This is a genomic window from Chitinophaga hostae (genome assembly GCF_018224885.1).
Classification (GTDB): domain Bacteria; phylum Bacteroidota; class Bacteroidia; order Chitinophagales; family Chitinophagaceae; genus Chitinophaga; species Chitinophaga hostae.
In genome coordinates, this window is record NZ_JAGTXB010000019.1 from 43,498 (window position 1) to 60,638 (window position 17,141).

21 protein-coding genes are annotated in these 17,141 nt (G+C 45.3%); 10 read left to right on the plus strand and 11 right to left on the minus strand.

From position 1 onward, the window contains the following. Positions 1-3: 3 nt before the first annotated feature. The 4 genes from KE626_RS27120 to KE626_RS27135 are packed head-to-tail and all read left to right on the plus strand — an operon-like array spanning position 4 to position 3,446. Positions 4-891 carry a hypothetical protein gene (locus KE626_RS27120; RefSeq protein WP_211976166.1) on the plus strand — a complete coding sequence of 296 codons (888 nt, stop codon included), beginning with the start codon at positions 4-6 and terminating at the stop codon, positions 889-891. Continuing rightward, positions 892-1,563 (plus strand): response regulator transcription factor, encoded by a 672-nt coding sequence (locus KE626_RS27125; protein ID WP_211976167.1) that lies wholly within the window; start codon positions 892-894, stop codon positions 1,561-1,563. 2 nt (positions 1,564-1,565) lie between these two features. Beyond that, positions 1,566-2,879, plus strand: a complete 1,314-nt coding sequence (locus KE626_RS27130; protein WP_211976168.1) for a sensor histidine kinase — start codon at positions 1,566-1,568, stop codon at positions 2,877-2,879. A 42-nt stretch (positions 2,880-2,921) separates the two neighbouring features. Continuing rightward, complete coding sequence (locus KE626_RS27135) at positions 2,922-3,446, plus strand: class I SAM-dependent methyltransferase (RefSeq protein WP_211976169.1); 525 nt, start codon at positions 2,922-2,924, stop codon at positions 3,444-3,446. A gap of 5 nt (positions 3,447-3,451) precedes the next feature. Here KE626_RS27135 and KE626_RS27140 read toward each other — a convergent pair whose 3' ends face one another. The 5 genes from KE626_RS27140 to KE626_RS27160 form a co-directional block, all read right to left on the minus strand. Next, a complete protein-coding gene (locus tag KE626_RS27140) occupies positions 3,452-4,435 on the minus strand; it encodes a class I SAM-dependent methyltransferase (RefSeq protein WP_211976170.1) in 984 nt (327 codons plus the stop codon). Next, positions 4,432-4,851 carry a hypothetical protein gene (locus KE626_RS27145; protein ID WP_211976171.1) on the minus strand — a complete coding sequence of 140 codons (420 nt, stop codon included), beginning with the start codon at positions 4,849-4,851 and terminating at the stop codon, positions 4,432-4,434. Before KE626_RS27145 ends, KE626_RS27140 begins: the two co-directional genes overlap by 4 nt. Before the next feature lie 24 nt (positions 4,852-4,875). Further along, entirely contained in the window at positions 4,876-6,138 is a 1,263-nt protein-coding gene (locus tag KE626_RS27150) for a flavin-containing monooxygenase (protein WP_211976172.1), read from the minus strand. Between the two features lie 18 nt (positions 6,139-6,156). Beyond that, on the minus strand, positions 6,157-7,605 hold the full coding sequence (locus tag KE626_RS27155) for a TlpA family protein disulfide reductase (RefSeq protein WP_211976173.1): 1,449 nt from the start codon (positions 7,603-7,605) through the stop codon (positions 6,157-6,159). 287 nt (positions 7,606-7,892) lie between these two features. Next, positions 7,893-8,351 carry a hypothetical protein gene (locus KE626_RS27160; protein ID WP_211976174.1) on the minus strand — a complete coding sequence of 153 codons (459 nt, stop codon included), beginning with the start codon at positions 8,349-8,351 and terminating at the stop codon, positions 7,893-7,895. A 171-nt stretch (positions 8,352-8,522) separates the two neighbouring features. Here KE626_RS27160 and KE626_RS27165 point away from each other — a divergent pair, with 171 nt between their 5' ends. Then, positions 8,523-8,879, plus strand: a complete 357-nt coding sequence (locus tag KE626_RS27165) for a hypothetical protein (RefSeq protein WP_211976175.1) — start codon at positions 8,523-8,525, stop codon at positions 8,877-8,879. Between the two features lie 86 nt (positions 8,880-8,965). Here the strand turns inward: KE626_RS27165 and KE626_RS27170 are convergent, their stop codons facing one another. After that, positions 8,966-9,988: a serine hydrolase domain-containing protein gene (locus KE626_RS27170; protein WP_211976176.1), complete on the minus strand. Its 1,023-nt coding sequence runs from the start codon at positions 9,986-9,988 to the stop codon at positions 8,966-8,968. Positions 9,989-10,120: 132 nt separating this feature from the next. Between KE626_RS27170 and KE626_RS27175 the strand changes: the two genes are divergently transcribed. After that, positions 10,121-10,546: an SRPBCC family protein gene (locus KE626_RS27175; RefSeq protein WP_211976177.1), complete on the plus strand. Its 426-nt coding sequence runs from the start codon at positions 10,121-10,123 to the stop codon at positions 10,544-10,546. A 157-nt stretch (positions 10,547-10,703) separates the two neighbouring features. Here KE626_RS27175 and KE626_RS27180 read toward each other — a convergent pair whose 3' ends face one another. Next, positions 10,704-11,360, minus strand: a complete 657-nt coding sequence (locus KE626_RS27180) for a GIY-YIG nuclease family protein (RefSeq protein WP_211976178.1) — start codon at positions 11,358-11,360, stop codon at positions 10,704-10,706. A gap of 264 nt (positions 11,361-11,624) precedes the next feature. After that, entirely contained in the window at positions 11,625-12,161 is a 537-nt protein-coding gene (locus KE626_RS27185; protein WP_211976179.1) for a DinB family protein, read from the minus strand. 94 nt (positions 12,162-12,255) lie between these two features. Between KE626_RS27185 and KE626_RS27190 the strand changes: the two genes are divergently transcribed. Then, positions 12,256-13,509 (plus strand): thioredoxin family protein, encoded by a 1,254-nt coding sequence (locus KE626_RS27190; protein WP_211976180.1) that lies wholly within the window; start codon positions 12,256-12,258, stop codon positions 13,507-13,509. A gap of 11 nt (positions 13,510-13,520) precedes the next feature. Here the strand turns inward: KE626_RS27190 and KE626_RS27195 are convergent, their stop codons facing one another. Both KE626_RS27195 and KE626_RS27200 read right to left on the minus strand, forming a co-directional pair. After that, on the minus strand, positions 13,521-13,862 hold the full coding sequence (locus KE626_RS27195) for a hypothetical protein (protein ID WP_211976181.1): 342 nt from the start codon (positions 13,860-13,862) through the stop codon (positions 13,521-13,523). A 5-nt stretch (positions 13,863-13,867) separates the two neighbouring features. Continuing rightward, a complete protein-coding gene (locus KE626_RS27200; RefSeq protein ID WP_211976182.1) occupies positions 13,868-14,365 on the minus strand; it encodes an anthrone oxygenase family protein in 498 nt (165 codons plus the stop codon). Positions 14,366-14,492: 127 nt separating this feature from the next. Between KE626_RS27200 and KE626_RS27205 the strand changes: the two genes are divergently transcribed. Continuing rightward, positions 14,493-15,134, plus strand: a complete 642-nt coding sequence (locus KE626_RS27205) for a LysE family translocator (RefSeq protein WP_211976183.1) — start codon at positions 14,493-14,495, stop codon at positions 15,132-15,134. Positions 15,135-15,141: 7 nt separating this feature from the next. Here KE626_RS27205 and KE626_RS27210 read toward each other — a convergent pair whose 3' ends face one another. Next, complete coding sequence (locus KE626_RS27210; RefSeq protein ID WP_211976184.1) at positions 15,142-15,390, minus strand: hypothetical protein; 249 nt, start codon at positions 15,388-15,390, stop codon at positions 15,142-15,144. 136 nt (positions 15,391-15,526) lie between these two features. Between KE626_RS27210 and KE626_RS27215 the strand changes: the two genes are divergently transcribed. Then, positions 15,527-16,402 (plus strand): alpha/beta fold hydrolase, encoded by an 876-nt coding sequence (locus tag KE626_RS27215; protein WP_211976185.1) that lies wholly within the window; start codon positions 15,527-15,529, stop codon positions 16,400-16,402. A 54-nt stretch (positions 16,403-16,456) separates the two neighbouring features. Beyond that, positions 16,457-17,050 carry a dihydrofolate reductase family protein gene (locus KE626_RS27220; protein WP_211976186.1) on the plus strand — a complete coding sequence of 198 codons (594 nt, stop codon included), beginning with the start codon at positions 16,457-16,459 and terminating at the stop codon, positions 17,048-17,050. Positions 17,051-17,141: the final 91 nt, after the last annotated feature.

The window sequence follows — 17,141 nt, forward strand, 5'->3', positions numbered from 1 at the left end:
AATATGAGATACGCACTAATACTGGCCTTCCTGGCAGGGCTATGCCATATGTCTGTACGAGCACAAACAGATACCACACAGGCGTCTGTAACAGCGCAAAACGATACCGCACAAACAGGACAGAAAAAAATCACATTCACACTGGGTGCTTTATACTCAAACAATGCTAGCTATTATGGTCAAACAGCTACGGCAGCTATGCCTTATGTTGCCGCCAGCGGGGTATTGCAGCTCCCCTGCGGTATCTATTTCAGCAGCACCGCCTACCGCCTGCTGAATGATACTGCCCACTTTGTTTCTGCCACCAGCGCCGGCGCAGGGATCAGTTTTTCCATCGGCAAAAAGCTTACCGCCGACCTGGCCTACAGTCATACTTTTTACCCAACCAATTCTTCCTTCCTCCAAGCCGCCAATCCCGATAACGCCACCGCCTCGCTGAAATACAAATACTGGATGACCACCGGCATCCAGGCGGATTATGCGTTTGGGAAACAACAGGATATATTTGTAACACTAAGCACCGAAAAACTCATTCAGCTCGGCAGCTTCTCAAAAACAAAAGACCTGGTAACCATCACCCCTTCCATCGATGTGGTAGCCGGTACCCAACATTTTTACGAAACATACATAAAAGAGCGATATCTTGAATTCAGTAAACTGGGCCTGCCAATACCGCTGCTTCCCGGCGTTCCGGTCAACAGCCAGACCGTGACAAAAGAAGCAACCCGGTTCGATCTGCTATCCTACAACCTGCACCTGCCGCTGGCTTACAACCGCGCGCACTATATGCTGGAAGTGGAATACCAGCTGTCGTTGCTGAGCGATAAAGCCCTTACCGGTGCAGGCGATACCCACTCTTTTGTAAACTGTAGTTTTTATTACCAGTTCTAAATGAAAGTATTGATCATAGAAGATGAAAGAGCCATGGCCACTGAGATGGACACCTTCCTCAAAAAGGCGTACCGTTGCGATCTTGCTGCCACCGGCAGCCAGGCCATCAGCAAGCTGGATGATAACACATACGACTTCGTATTGCTCGATCTTGGTCTTCCCGATATGGATGGCCTGCAACTGTTACAGCAAGCCCGTAAAATATGCCCGGATGCCGCTTATATCATCTTAACCGCCCGGGGACAACTGGAAGACCGTATCAAAGGACTGGACCTGGGAGCAGATGATTATTTGCCCAAACCCTTTTCCCTGCTGGAACTGCAATCAAGAATGCAGGCCATTGCCAGGAGAAAGTTCGCCTTGCAGGACGTAATAATTCCTGTAGGCGACTTTAATGTAGACCTTCAGAAAAGAAATGTTTACTTTGAACAAACAGAAATTACATTGTCCAGGAAAGAATTTGACCTGCTAAGTTATATGCTGTTGCATAAAAACAGGCCCCTCACCCGCACACAGCTGGGTGAACATATCTGGAGCAACTTCGCCGACGATGATTATGATTCCAACTATATCGATGTACACATCAAAAATATACGGAGAAAATTATCCGCGTACGCTGCAGTGGATTGGCTGCAAACCATCAGGCATGTAGGCTATAAAATAAAGATCTGAGCTTGAAACTCTTTACCAAACTAACACTGTTCATTACACTGTCAAAAATGGCCGTGGTAGTGCTCTTTGTGTTGGTTCTTCCCTTCCTCGTGGAAGATATCGCCTATAAATACAACGATTTTTATCTGCGGGAACAAAAGAAAAAAGTGTTACAGGTTATCCGTCAAAATGGTATTGACGCTTACCTGCAAGGGGAAGAAAACTATGGCAGCTATACCATGCTGAAAGAAGAATACATTTCCCTGGAACCTGCCGGTAAAATGATCATACCCGATACGATTGCTACCGTGCAAAGAGTGGTGGAGGGCGACACCCTTACCTACCGGGTGCTGAGCCATATACTCACCGATCATCAACGCCCGTTTATGCTGGAAGTAGGCAAAAAAACTGCCACCATCAGCCAGTACAACCGTCCTTTGCAACGTGTAGCCCTCTACGTACTGGGAGGACTCATCATCATCACCATCCTCATTGACCTTATTTTTACCAGGCTGCTGTTAAAACCATTAGGAGTGATCATCAGTACCCGTTTGCTCAACAGGCGGTTCCCATTCCGGGAGCAGGCATCACCAGTAAAAACATCTACTACCGATTTCAGATATCTCGACGATTCACTCGTAGAACTGATGACCAAGATCAATGAAGCTTTTGAAAAAGAACGCGAATTCACGACCAACGCCTCGCATGAACTGATGACACCCGTAAGCATACTCCAGACAAAAATGGAGAACCTGCTGGTGGATCTCGAGCCATACGAAGAGCCACAAAAGAAGATCATGGGCATGATGAAAACACTGAACCGTCTGAAAAAGATCGTTCACTCGCTGCTCCTGATTTCCCGCATAGAAAACGACCAGTTTCCCAAAAATGATGATGTGTCACCCCAACTGCTTGTGGCCTCCATCATGGAAGAGCTGGAACACCGGCTGGAAGAAAAACAGCTGCGGTTTTCCGCAAAACTTTCAGCAGAACAGGTATTGCACCACCTTAATTATGACCTCATCTTCCAGCTGGTTTATAACCTTCTTCACAATGCCATCAAATACAATCGGGACAATGGCAGCATTGCTGTCAGCGATGAACTGTTGCCTACTGCCTATCGCCTGATCATTACAGACACCGGTATCGGTATTGGTCCCCACGAAATAGATACCATCTTCCACCGCTTCCGGAAAGTTCAAAAAAGCACGGTAGAAGGATATGGACTGGGCCTCTCCATTGCACGCACCATTGCACAGTATCATAACATACAAATCAATGTGGAAGCCACGGAAGGTAAAGGCAGTGTGTTTATACTGACCTTCCCGTTAAATTAAATCCATTAGCTTTCGTCAAAAATAAGTTTACATTTATATACCATGGATTTAAAAGATGCTATTGCACTCATAAAGCATATTCATTTCTCCGCACCCGGGCAAAGCGTTTGGGCCGATCTGGGATGCGGCGACGGTCTATTCACCTATGCACTGGCTAACCTGTTGGAAACAAACAGCACGATCTACGCCTGGGACAAAAGTCCTGTTACCTTATCGCGCTTAGCCAATCCTCATCAGGTTAATATAAAACCGGGGCAACTGGATTTCCTGGAAGATGATTTACCGGTATCTGACCTGGATGGTATCATGATGGCTAATTCCCTGCACTATGTAGCCGGCAAACCCGCTTTTATTGATAAGATCAGCGCGCAACTCGGGGAAAATGGTGCTTTTTTAATTGTTGAATATGAAACCACGAACGCCAATCCATGGGTCCCCTATCCTATTCCCTTTCAATCTTTGACGGCGCTGTTTCGCAAAGCAGGGTTCACATCCGCCATAAAGCTGGGCGAAAGACCATCAATATTCCGGGCAGGCAAAATGTATGCGGCGTTATTCAGCAGATAACAGGATTACCGGCTTTTAAAAACAGCCAGGTGATATGGATGATCCTCCTCCGGGGCGTTCATCTTCAGCCAGCACTGCAAGGCCACCTGTGCAGTACAGGGGCCATATGTAACAATCCTGATCTGTTTGCTCAACGATACTTTCCGCAGCATACTCAACACCTCCAGCATAATTTCACCTTTGAATGGGGTAAACATAAAAAAGATGGTTCCATCGGAATAATCCGCCTGGCGGGCATCTGCATTTATAAAAGTTACACCGGGTAAATTCAGGTCCGCAGCACAGGCCCTGGCATACGCGCAAAAAGCCGGCTCAAATTCTATTCCTTTCACGGTAATACCGGCAAGCAGATTTACCAGGATGGCCGCCTGTCCCAGGCCCGCGCCTACATCGAAAAATACATCGTCTTTCCTGACTGGGCATTTTTCTATCAGCTCAAAAATAATCCTGGCAGGCGTTTTTTGGTAGTGCACCATTTCCGGGTCCAGGTCCCTGGTGGGTTCCGGTATAGTCTGAAAAGGAGAAAGCCCGTTGATAAAAATATCGAGATTATCGTACCCTACGTCCTCCGGGTATTCGTTGCGATTGGCCCGCAGATCCACATATGTTGCAACCAGGTTTTTAAATGCAGCACCGGTATGTCCTGTGGTGCGGATAGCAGCCCGTAATCGTTGAAACAAGCCCCTGTCAATAGCTTCCAGCATTGATTTTATAGTCACGCCACGCTGTTTAAGTTGCACCAGCTGATCCGGTGGCATCGTTCCGGCACACAGCTCATCCACCTGATCTATCACCTGGAACTCAATAAAGTCGATCGCCTCTGCACGTTTATCAAAGTTTTTTTCTTCGTAAAGCGCCGTGTCTTCTTCCAATGATCCGATATAGGCGGCTATTTCAGCAATGGCCTGGACTGCGTTTCCTCCTTCATGGTTATCATCATTCATAAAAACAGCTGTCATTGTTCCTGTTAGCGATCCTTGCCAGATCATCTCCACAGGGCTTTGTCTCCCTGTGTCAATACTTTTCTGAAATATATTCCTGTAAACACTACAAGGTAAACAAAAATAAAAAATACCACCAGCCAATGTATATCTTCATAAAAGCTGATCTTTAACAAGAGCGCTTCCAGCATCAGCAAGCCCAGACCATACCCGACGTAAACGGGTGAACGCTTTTCTGTGAATTGTTTTAACAAGTAGACGTAAGCCCAGCCAAACAGCAGGGCGTTCAGCAAAATCACCGGTGGGAAATAAATTAAGATTAACGGAAGCCAGGCGGATAACAAGGTACGGATAACATCGGACGTCGACTCCGCGCCTATGATACTGCATACTATCAGCATAAGAGGAATATCTCTCAACAGGAAATACACCAGGAATCGTTTTATGATTGCTTTCTTCATCATAGACAACTATCATCTTCAACTTCGTTAACCATTTCTTTCTCTGCGCACAATATCTGCCGCAATCTTTTTTGCATCCAGCCCAATTTCCCGGAACTGACCGGTAGGGCTCACCCAATACCCGCAAAAATACAAGCCGTCTTTACCGAAGTACTGTTGTTTACCGGCGCTTAGCTGTAAATCTGTGAAACGGTTTTTATCTACCTGTACAATTTCGGCATAGTCGCGGTAATAGCCAATAGCCGCCACAATAGCATCAAACACGGCTTTCCGGCCATCGCTGAAATAAACAGTATTGCCCGCAATATGGTCAATATCTCCGAAGATCTGTATATGGCCTTCCCGGATATGCCGGATCGTACCAATATCCAGTACCGGCGCATTACCCTCTCTTTGAACCTGTTCCAGCGGACCATAAGGTTTCTTTTTAAGTCCCAGTGCGGTAATATCACCTACCAGCCTGTTTATCAGGGGAGCGTTGAGCGTATCCGCCACGCGGGGCGGCAGATAGTTCATCAGCAGACTGAGCTCCAGCACCGGGATGCCAAAAACATCCCGCGGTATCACGTTTACGGCTGAACGAACCGACATGGCAGGTATGGCGTGCTGTTCATACAGGTCTATTGCTATTTCGCAGGCCGAATTACCAAATCCCACCACCAGCAACCGCTGCCCCTGAAAGTCCTTACCCGTTTTGTACCCGCTGCTGTGCAGCACTTTCCCGGGAAAGCTGTCAATACCTTTAAAATCAATAGGTCTGGGTTTTCCATAGGCGCCGGTAGCCATAATAACGTAGCGCGACCGGAAGATCCCGTTATTGGTGGTGGTAATCCATTGATCATCTTCCTTTTTGATGGAAACAGCATTGGTGTTAAAAACCGGCTGTATATTAAATGTCCGCTGATAATCGTCGAGATAGTCCACCACCTGCTGCCGTGCCGGATAACGGGGAATGGTTTTATCAAATTTTTTATAGGGAAGGCTTGACAACCTTTTGCTGGTATGTAAATGCAGGCGATGGTAATGATTACGCCAGGGAGTGGCCACCTGGCTTTCCTTCTCTATAATAACATATGTAATACCCTTCTTCTGCAAAGAAGCTGCGGAGGCTAAGCCCGCAATACTGGCGCCGATGATGAGCGTATTGGTTTGCTGCACGTAGTATTGTTTACCTTCCTTTAAGATACAAAAGTTGGTCAGCATTACCAACGCACTACTGCACAACTTTCCATCTTCCAAAAGATACAGATGATCTGACGGATAACAAGCGCTATATATTGCAACCAGCATTCATTGCTCTTGTTGATTTTATTGGCGCTCTTTATGGGAACTAGCGAGATATTTTTCAATCAGTATTTTTAAGGCGCTATCACTGGGACGAGGAGCATCCGGGGTAATCATTTCGCCATCTCCGTTAATTAACATAAAGCGTGGAATTGTTTGTATATTATATTCTGCTATCATTTTGGATTGCTTAGCATTCACCAGGACGTAATTATTAGTGGTAAATCCTTCATTCCGGGAAGCAGACTTCCATTTCTCAATATCTTTATCGAGTGATATTTTAATGAATTTTATTTTCTTGCCCTTATAATTCTCAGATAATGTTTTGAGAAATGGAAATTCTTCTCTGCATGGAACGCACCAGCTGGCCCAGAAGTCAATTAAAATGATATTCCCTTTTTCATTTTTTATAATATCCTCAATGGTGGTTCTTGTTCCTGTTTTGACAGACAGTACGTCATTTCCGGAAACAGCCGGTTTAAAACTCCCGATCTTTCTTTGCTGCCTCAGCTTATCTCTTATATCAAATTTATAGCTACGATTACCACAAACCGCAAAGTAACTCCTGATATAATTTTCAGGTATCTCCATTCTTTTGGAAGCTGCATCATGCATGAGTACGGATAGCAGGTAGTCTTTTGCAGCGCCGCTGAAGTTATTCGCAATGGAATTGTAGTGATTAATAAAATCCGTAGTATCCCGCAACATGCTTTTAATGTTATGCTCCCTTTCAACAAAATAAAGCAAACGATCAGCACAATTTCTAAAATAAAAAAAGGAGCCTTTAGTTGATCCGAAATGGCCAAGGTCCTTACAGAATGTCCTGCAGATGGCCAACCAACCTTCCCGATTTTCTATGGGTTTCAGGAACCTGTCGTAAAGCCAATAGGTATCGGATAACGAATCCGACTCAATTTGATATCGCCGGCTGCGCAAAAAATCCGACGATAAAGAATAGCGGATAGCCAGAGAGTCCAATATTTTTCTCTTTAACTTCGACAGGGTATTAACGTGCTGCTTGATATCTTCCCTAATAGCGCTTTTTTCGTGCAGAGATAAAGTATCTGATGCGTAATACTTTCTTAATACATCTTTTTTGGTGGCAAAGCCTAAACTATCCCAAAGGTTAATACAAAACAGCGCCGTATTTCTTTGAGGATTGGTGGTCCTGTAAATTAAAATACCATATTCATTTTCGCTGATGCTTAAAGTATCTCCCGGAGATGCGGTACGCCGGGTAAACGTCATACTCATTGGCCGGAAAGTAATGGGGCGCCTTTCGTAAATAGTTGTATAACTATTTTCTGTTAATGAGATTTCTTTCATACTAAGGCCGTTCTTCTCGTCTATGAGAATACTCATTCTGTCGATGGCCTGCGGATGAAACGCGGTTGAATCAAATAAGGATGATGCCGCTGTAAAAGTGATGGTTCTTTTTGAGCAGGAAGAAAAGTAAAGTAGGATTATCAGCAAAAATGGTATGTATAGGCAAGGAACAGGCGTCTTCAATAGCGTCTTTGGGAAACACAATGCAATAATCTGGAAGATCCGGGTTATAGGCATTTTCTTAGGTTAATGGAGTATAGGAGGTATAACGGTAGAATAGCTGATCATAAACAAATGAGTTAAACAATTATTCTCTACGAAAATAGCAGTGTAGTAGAAGTAAAACCACCACTATTTTGACGGATTCCTATATTTTCTTTACCGACACACTAAATACCGGGAATGTTCCGGGCACACGATAACTATACCGCTACCTACACTTCTTTTTTGGTTACTCCGTCAAAACTAATATGAAACGCACCGGCATACATCGCCATTTTTTCCGGCACCGACTCATGATCGTCGAGCCAGTCGAGCTGTATATCCAACGGCTCGTCGGTGGTTTTTAAATACAATACGAGGTAATTAAAGCTGCCGCCTTCAGCGATCTCTTTTCGTATGCCATAACTGCGCAGCGTATCCCAGCCATAGAAAAATGATTTATGTTTAATGCCTTCGTGATTCAGTTCCAGCACCACCGATTTGTCGATCGCACTCCAGCTGCAGCCAATAAAAGTAAGCAGGCCGATACCGATTAAGATCCATCCGCCTATCGACGCAGCATTATTCCTTACATAAGGAAAATAGCCGCAACATACGGCGCCCAATCCGATGCATGCCGACACAGTATAGGCCACGCGATGTTTTTTGTATTGTACGATAGGTAAATCCATGACTATATCTTCCGTTATATATTTTTTCTCCTCCCTAAAATACAAAAAAGAAAGAGAAGCATACACATAACGACTGAGGTAGCTTGCAACTATGAAACCAGATCATTATATTGTTATGAGTTCTGTAACCCGTTGCAATTGGAAGCTGCCTCAAATCAAATCAGTACTGTTATGAAAAAACTATTTTGTCTCCTTATTTTTTGCACCATTGCCGCATTCCCTTTGCAAATACTCCATGCAGAAAAGAATGTTGCCCGATTTTTTAGCATCGGCCTGAACGTGAATAACGGCACCAGTGATAATGCCGCTATTTACCTATACGGACCTACTAACATCAGCGCCTATCTGAACCCTAATTCCGGTTCTTCTTATGGCCCATTAACAGCAGGAAGTTATACGGTTAACATGTATGCTTCAGCACCCGGTTCACACACCTTTACTTTTGCAGGACAGTCGGTAACCACTTCTTCCGGAAGCGCCACGTTTAATGTGACAATTACAGGCACCGTGTTCGCATCTATTTATTAATTTATAATCCTTCCTGCAAAGGCATTACGCGGGTATCATCAGCCGGGGCAGCTGCACGTTGCGGATGCTTTTGCGGGAAGGTAGTTTCAATTTTTCGTTGTTAGCGGCCGGGGAAAAGTATGCCTGATCCAGTCGAAGATCAACGGAAAAATCCGGTTCATAAATATGTCAGATTGCCGGATGGCGGTCTGATCATTTACATCCTGGTTCACGGATACAGCAGCATTCATGCCGGGTATCAGGATCAGGAATTGTCCACCCCACCCCATGCCATAGGTGAGCGGTTCGCCATTATAGATTTTATGATAGAAGCAAAGTCCGTAGGTGGTATTGGCGAGTCCCCAGGGAGCGGGATATGTTTTTGCCGGTGCGAGTAAGGTCTGCACCCATTTGCGGGAAACCAGCTGTTTACTTTTAAAGCGGCCGCCATTCAGCAGTAACCGACCTATTTTGTTTACATCCACCGTGCGCATATGCACGCTGAACAATCCTCCGCCATCATAGTATCCGTCCTTCATTTTTGGCCATGTTACCTCGTGGATATCCAGCGGGGTAAATAAATACTTTTGGGCAAACGACAGGGTGGTTTGCCCGGTAGCTTTTGAAAGGATCACCGATAGCAAATGAGAGGCGGCGTTGTTGTAATGAAGTGCTGCGCCGGGCTCCGTCAGCAAAGGCTGCTCCAGCACATACCCGGACGGATCGTTCAGGGCCAGGTAAAGATCCAGCCGCTCCAGGTTTTCATGCCACAGCCCCGATGCCTGGTTCATCACATCCCCCACCGTGATACGACGTTTGCGCGGGTCCGGATCTTTTTTAAGCACCGGCAGAAAATCGGCGACAGGCGTTTCCGTTGAGCCAATAAAACCTTTATCAATGGCTATTCCTATCAATACTGCCACGATACTTTTCGTGAGCGATTGATTATTGAAAAGCTCCTCACCCGTTTTACCGTTAAAATTTTTCCCATATACAATGCTATCATTTACCGCCACTACAAGGGAAAAAATCCCGCGATTATCGCGCAGATAAGCTGAGCTGTCAAAAGTTACCTGGGACCTGGCGGCGATGGTTGTAAAAAGCAGGGTAAAAAAAATGACGATTCTCATAAACCTGTTTGACGGGAACACTAAAATAAAAATAATGAACATCAGTCGCTTACCTGTCATCATTTTACGGCAACAACGTGTCGGAATAATGATTAATTTCGGGAAGCAACATCTTATTAAATAAGATACACCATGAAGCTTAATGATTTCCAGCCGGTGCAAGCGACCCAATTTTTTGCCGCCTCAGCAGAAGAGGTCTTTGATGCCTGGATAAATCCCGCCATCATAAAGCTGTGGCTGTTTAAAAGTCCTTCAAACGAAATCATCAGCGCCAATACCGATCCGCAAACCGGTGGCTTTTTCTCGATTCTCGGCCGCAACAACCAGGGCGAAGAAATTGACCACTTTGGTAACTACATCACCATCGATTCGCCCATGCGGCTGTCGTTTTCCCTGGAAGTACCCAAACATTTCCCCGGGAAAACGGTTGTGTCGGTATTGATTACCCCGCAATATGAAGGGTGTAAACTTACGCTTTCCCAGGTAGGGGTGGCGCCGGAAGTAACACAGGATAACTGGGGCGCGATGCTGCAACAACTAAACGAAATACTCTCCTGATATTCCCTTATTTGAAATTGATAGCTGCCTCCTACGCATCAGTATGCCCGGATCGTCTGCCTATGCCGCGATAAAAAATGCAGTGGAAGTGTTTACCCGATACCTGGCGAAAGAACCGGGGCCACGGAAAATCAGCCAAACGCAATTGCGCCGGGCGCTAATACAATTGGTTACGCAATATTCTTTTGATCATTTGTATCGTGGAGCGGCTGATTTGTCCTTTGTATTTATGCAGAATAATACTTTCACTCACCCCATCACTCAGCTCATTGACTACCCGCAGCCATTTGCCCAGGAATTCGGAATTGGGGGTACGATATCTCAGCAAACGCCTTACCGTGTCAATAATCGCCTTATTAACGGTTCCCTCATGCAACTCAAAAATCTCGTCGTTGTTGAGTCCCAGTTTGATATCGTCGGCAATGCGGGAATAATCCTGCAGGTATTTTTCGTTTGCTTCCATCACCTGCAACATAGGGTTGCTGCTAAAAGTTAAGCTGCCCAGTTTACGGTGTTGTTTCTGCAATGTCTGCAAGGCATAATTCCGGGCAATGTTATCGCAGATAACCAGGTCGTCTTTACTCAGTTCAAACCATTCGCCTTTAACCCGTTTGTGTTGAAAAACAATATGCAGACTTTCCTCCAGGTCCGTCATGTTCAATGCAGCATACTGCCTGATGACACGGAACATCACGGGCAGATGGGTATGGTAAGCCGCAAGCCTTTTATGCAGGTCCTGGGTTTTCCCGATCTTGTACAGATTTCGCCCCGTATTCAGGATATACACACATTTTCCAACTCGTACTTGCTCCATGAGGTGGTTTTCACACTTATTAAATTGACAATTGTGGTATCAATTTACGACTATGATTACGATGTACAAAATCATTTAAATTGTCAAGTGTCATATCTTCATGAACACCCCGATCAACAGCGGAATTCCCGGCAACAGGAAAAATAAAAAGGCAGGGAGTAGCAGACCAGCGGCAATAGCAGCCTGCAGGAAAATAACTAAGATAAGTATCCTATAGCGGTAACGGGATCACGACAAACTTACATGGCGCTATCAATTGCAATATCATTTTTTATCAAACAATTGTTCATCGATCCGTTGCTTCTGCCGGAAATGATGCCGCATATGCATCTCGGCAAACTGCAACCACTCTGCAGCACTAAAAAAATAAAATCCCGGGTGTTCCGCTTTCCCGATAGATGCGGAGATATCCACGCTGTTACACAACTGGTTTACTTCCGCTTTTATAGACAAAAGGCTTTGCTGCAGGGATGCCTTATTTTCCGGCTGATTTAAATCCAGGCTGTTAAAGGGATTAGCCATGCGCGCATCCGGGAACCCGTTTTGCAGGAACATTGCTTTCGCGTCGGCACGCATTTCCTGTTCATGATCGCTATTACCCGCCGATAGTGCAGCTCTCATTTGTCCTATGTACCAGGTGGTATCGGCTATGATATGCACATATACCTGCCCCAGCGACCAGGATGCCACATCGGGTCGCTGATGAAGCATAGGTAACGTATAGTCGTCCAGGTAAGTAATCCATTTGTCGGTGGTGTCGTTAAACTGCCGGAGCAGTTCCGCTGCTTTGTTTATTGTCATCAGCCAGTATTACGCGGTAAAAAAATCAGTAAAAAAAGCAACAAAAGAATTATTTTCCCGTATCGCCAGGCAGCACCAATTTAAGCAAAAACGTATGAAAACAAGTCCGATCATTTCTCTTTCGCTTCTGCTCTTCTTTTTTACTTCCCGTGTGAATGCGCAGGACAAGCCGGGAACGGGTATCTGTTTTTTTGAAGGCTCCTATGCCGCATTACTGCAGGAAGCGCAGCGGCAGCAGAAGATGGTGTTTATAGATGTATATACCGACTGGTGCGGTCCCTGCAAACAAATGGATCAGCAGGTATTTCCGCTGAAAGCTGTTGGCGACAAATACAATCCGTTATTCATCAGTTATAAACTGAATGCAGAAAAGGGAGAAGGAGTAGCATTGGCAAAAAAATTCAATATCGGCGCCTATCCGTCGTTTCTCTATCTTGATAACAATGGATACCTGGTACACAAAGTAGCAGGCGAAGGCCCCGCGGAAGTTTTCAACACCCATGCAGATAAAGCCACCACGCTGCTGGCAGATAAAAACCGGCCATCCAGGCTCGAAGCCGCCTTTAATGCCGGCGACCGCAGTCCCGGATTTCTGCGCACCTATATTTCCAGCAAGGCCCGGTTAAATATGGATAATACGCTGCTGTTGGATGAGTTATTAAAGGTATTACCCGCAAATGAGCAACATAAAGAATCGACCCTGGTATTCATCGGTGAGCAAATGATTGGCACCAAAACCAGGGCCCTTCCCCTGCTGATGAGTCGCTATGATCAGTTAAGCGAATCGTCCAGGGCAGCCATCCGGCAGCATCTCTACGATCAACTTGCAGAACGCGCTATTCCCGCAGCCATCGGAGAAAAAAAGTTAGCGGAAATAAAGCAGCTATTGGGTTATGTCAATCAACTGGACATTACCACCAAACAGGCAGCGCATATTAACCGGATCAACCTGATATATGCCGGTATGGCAAAGGATACCGTGCTGCTGAAAAAATCCGGTTATACCATGGTCGGTAATTCAATGGAGATAGCAGTAGATTCCATTCATGCAGAGGATGCCCGGCGCTACCAGCAGCTCATGGCGCCTTTCCTGAGCGGCGAAAAAGACAGTACCAAAATACCGGGATTCCAGGAAGAGAAACCCTATATCGTAAATATTTACTCCAGGGCAATTCATATGAAGCTGTTTACCGCTGCTACCGCGTTTTCTGAAACGCTTGCCCCTACAGATAAGGCTTTGAAAGATGCCCTTCAATGGGCACTGAGAGCGGAGCAATTGATACCAGGAGTAAAAGCCAACGCAACGCTCATCACAAAACTGCAGGAAGCAGTGGCAGGTAACCGGTAGTACACCACTGATTAATTCCGGGCTACCACCTTTGTTTCCAGCCAATCCCGCAGCTGTTGTTCCTCTTCCGGTGTTAACCGGATATCTCTTCCTTTGGGCATCCTTCTTTTTACAAATACCTGTTTATAAATTTTAGGAGCCAGTTCGTCAAGATTGTCGGGAGTAAATACCTTTCCGGGGTTACTGTGCCGGTGGCAAACATTACATTTATTTGTGAGCACAGACAATACAGCCTTCCTGGCGCGGGGATCATCTGTTCCCGGAATTTTACCTGCGGCGTAACTATCATGCAAAGGAAGGCTGGCCAGAGCCGCTGTAATCAGCAGCCCTGAGGCAATCAGATGGATTTTCATGTGTATTATTTATTTGAGGAGATACAAGCGATGATGGTAAACACCAGGGAGATGGTATTGCATACTGTCCTTACCAGGTTCAGGCTGTTCCAGGTACTTTCAAATTTTGCCCGCATAGCTGCCAGCTCGGTTGCGCCGGCGCCGGAGATATTAAAAGCATCCAATGCATCATTCAGGGGAACATTTCCTACCATAGTAACACCAAATACGCCTATACCATAAAAAAGGGAGGCCAGGAGCAAACACCAGAAAGTGCTGTTCAGCGGCTGGCTGAAGTACAGGTAAGTACAAACCGGCAGTAATATCAGGGTGCTCATAAAAATGCCCAGGAAAGCCGGGTTGAGGATAGCGCGGTTCATTACCTGCATAGCAGTTAAATAGCCACTGTCGGGTAGACGGCCAATACCATTGGTCACGGAAACGGACCAGGCGTAAAAAAGACCCGCCATCAGCGCGGTAAAAGTAGCAGTGATAATTAACAGCAGCGTTGAAAACTTTAACATAGCAGTAAGATTAGGTTTGTTTCTGAGTGCAAATTAGCGCAGGAAGTTCCCCAAAAATAGAACAAAACCGACACCTGCCGTAAAACCTGGAAATATCCTGTATTTTAGTGGTCTTAACTACCCTCTTATGATTGATACTACTTCTTTATGGACATTTATACTGGCTTCATTGGTGTTGCTGATCATACCGGGACCCGCCGTTTTATATATTATTGCTAAAAGCGCCGACCAGGGACGCCGTGCAGGTATTGTTTCGGTACTGGGCATTGAAACGGGTACCGTAGTACATACCATTGCCGCAGCGGCGGGACTTTCCGCCATCCTGATGGCTTCCTCCGTTGCTTTCTCCGTACTTAAATTCGCCGGCGCCGGTTACCTGATTTTCCTTGGGCTGAAAAAAATATTTGGTTCCCGCCAGGTATCGGTTGCCCAAACAACCACCACTCCCCAGTCCTCCGCACAGATATACTGGCAGGGAGTAGTGGTAAATGTATTGAACCCTAAAACATGTATGTTCTTTTTCGCATTCCTGCCACAGTTCATCAATCCCGCTAAAGGGCATGTAGCCCTCCAGGTACTGATACTGGGGCTGATGTTCTCCGTGATGGCCACTATCAGCGATGGCGCCTATGCCCTGGCTGCCGGTAGTCTTGGTAAGATGGTCAAGAATAATCGCTATTATATCCGTATGCAGTCAGTGATTACGGGTATTATATATATTGGTTTAGGATTGATGACAGTATTTGTGCAGCCATCGCATAAGAAATAACAGAACACTATTGATTAAATACGGGTAAACGATTTGTTTCCTGCTTCCATTGAAGATCTCTTTCTATCTGGGTAATCAGTTGTCTCGCCCGGGTTAATGGGTGCTCAGGAAAAGAGGCATCAAACACCTGTTGCTCCGCCCTATTCATCAACACGCCCTCAGTAAAATTTTTATCATAAGGATCAGCCGACCAGTCAGAAAGCAAATCTGACTGACCGGCTGCCAGCAGGTTATTTGCAATAACCGTTTCTCTCATACCTGTTACCGCTACTCCCAAAAACTGCTTTGTCGCAATTCATCCCTTAAGTTGTCGTTTTCCCCCCGGGTCAAATCCTGAAATGAATTTCATCTTTGTCTTGTCAATAAAATTGAAACTAAAATTCAATGGCGATATGAAAAATTTATTCAAAATAGCTAATCCGCTTAAATCATTCCTCTTAATTGCAATCAGCATGTTGGCAACATCCAGTTCAAACGGGCAAGCACTCAAACCTTCCGACAGTGGTTACGCACCTGTTAATGGTACCAAAGTTTATTACGAAGTATATGGCGAGGGCAACCCCATCATTTTACTGCATGGTGCCTTTATGACAATTAATACGAACTGGAGCCAATTAATTCCCGAGCTGTCAAAAACCAGGAAAGTAATCGCCATTGAATTGCAAGGACATGGACATACCCCCTTTTCAGATAGAAAATTATCGCACGCTACTTTAGCACGCGATGTAGAAGGAGTAATGGACTACCTGAAAGTTGACAGTGCTGATGTAGCAGGATATAGTTTTGGCGGCGCTGTGGCCTACCAGTTCGCGATACAAAGTCCTAAGCGGTTAAAAAAATTAGTCATCATTTCTGCCACTTATAAAAGTAACGGTTGGCTACCCTCAGTAAACAATGCGTTTAAAGGACTGAAACCTGAATTTTTTAGCAATAGCCCTATGAAAGCCGCTTATGATGCGGTAGCACCCGATAAAACAAAATGGACAAAATTCCTGGAGCAGATGTTTGCTTACGCTGTGGTACCTTTCAACTTCGGCGAGGCCAATATTTCGAAAATTGCTGCACCTGTATTAATCATATCCGGCGATAACGATGGACTGGATAAAATTGAGTTGATAAAAACATATCAATTATTGGGAGGTGCTGTTTCTGCGGATCTGGGAACCATGCCAAAATCGCAATTGGCCATTGTTCCTTCACAAGGACATGTTACCCTGATGATGCAAACAACAACGATTTTAAACTACCTGGACAGTTTTTTAAAGTAACCACGTGTATACAGTAAAACATAACTTCTATCTTAATCACAAAAAGCGAATAAAATGAGAAAAATAACTGTTATATCAATGATCACTTTAGATGGGGTTATGCAAGGCCCCGGCGGCCCCCAAGAAGATACATCCGGCAACTTCAAATATGGCGGCTGGACCGTATCTTACGGCGACGAGGTTTTTGGCAAGATCATGCAGGAAGAGATGAAACCGGCAGATTACCTTTTGGGTAGAAAAACTTTTGAAATTTTTGAACCCTACTGGCCCCAACACGCCGACTTCTGGCCAGGCATTAATGATGGCACCAAATACGTGCTGTCGCAAACCATGGAAGAATCAGACTGGAAAAATACCGTCTTCCTCAAAAGCCCGGCAGATATCGAAAAACTTAAACAGTCAGAAGGCGCCGACATCCAGGTTTGGGGCAGTGGTAAGCTCATTCAGCTATTGCTTAAGCATGACCTGGTAGACGAGCTCCGGTTGAAAATTTACCCGGTAATTCTCGGTGAAGGAAAAAGGCTGTTCGAAAACGGTGCGATCCCGGCGGCATTTACATTAACAGAAAGCCAGGTGACAACAAAAGGGGTTATTATAGCCAATTACAAGCGGGCCGGAGAAGTCATTACAGGCGATATTGAAGTGTAAGGCAACTCAAAATTAAATATTGGGATGGTTCTCCGGAACCACCCTTTGTTTTTCCAAACCGAAACTTTAATCCGGCAAGAACGTTTAAATT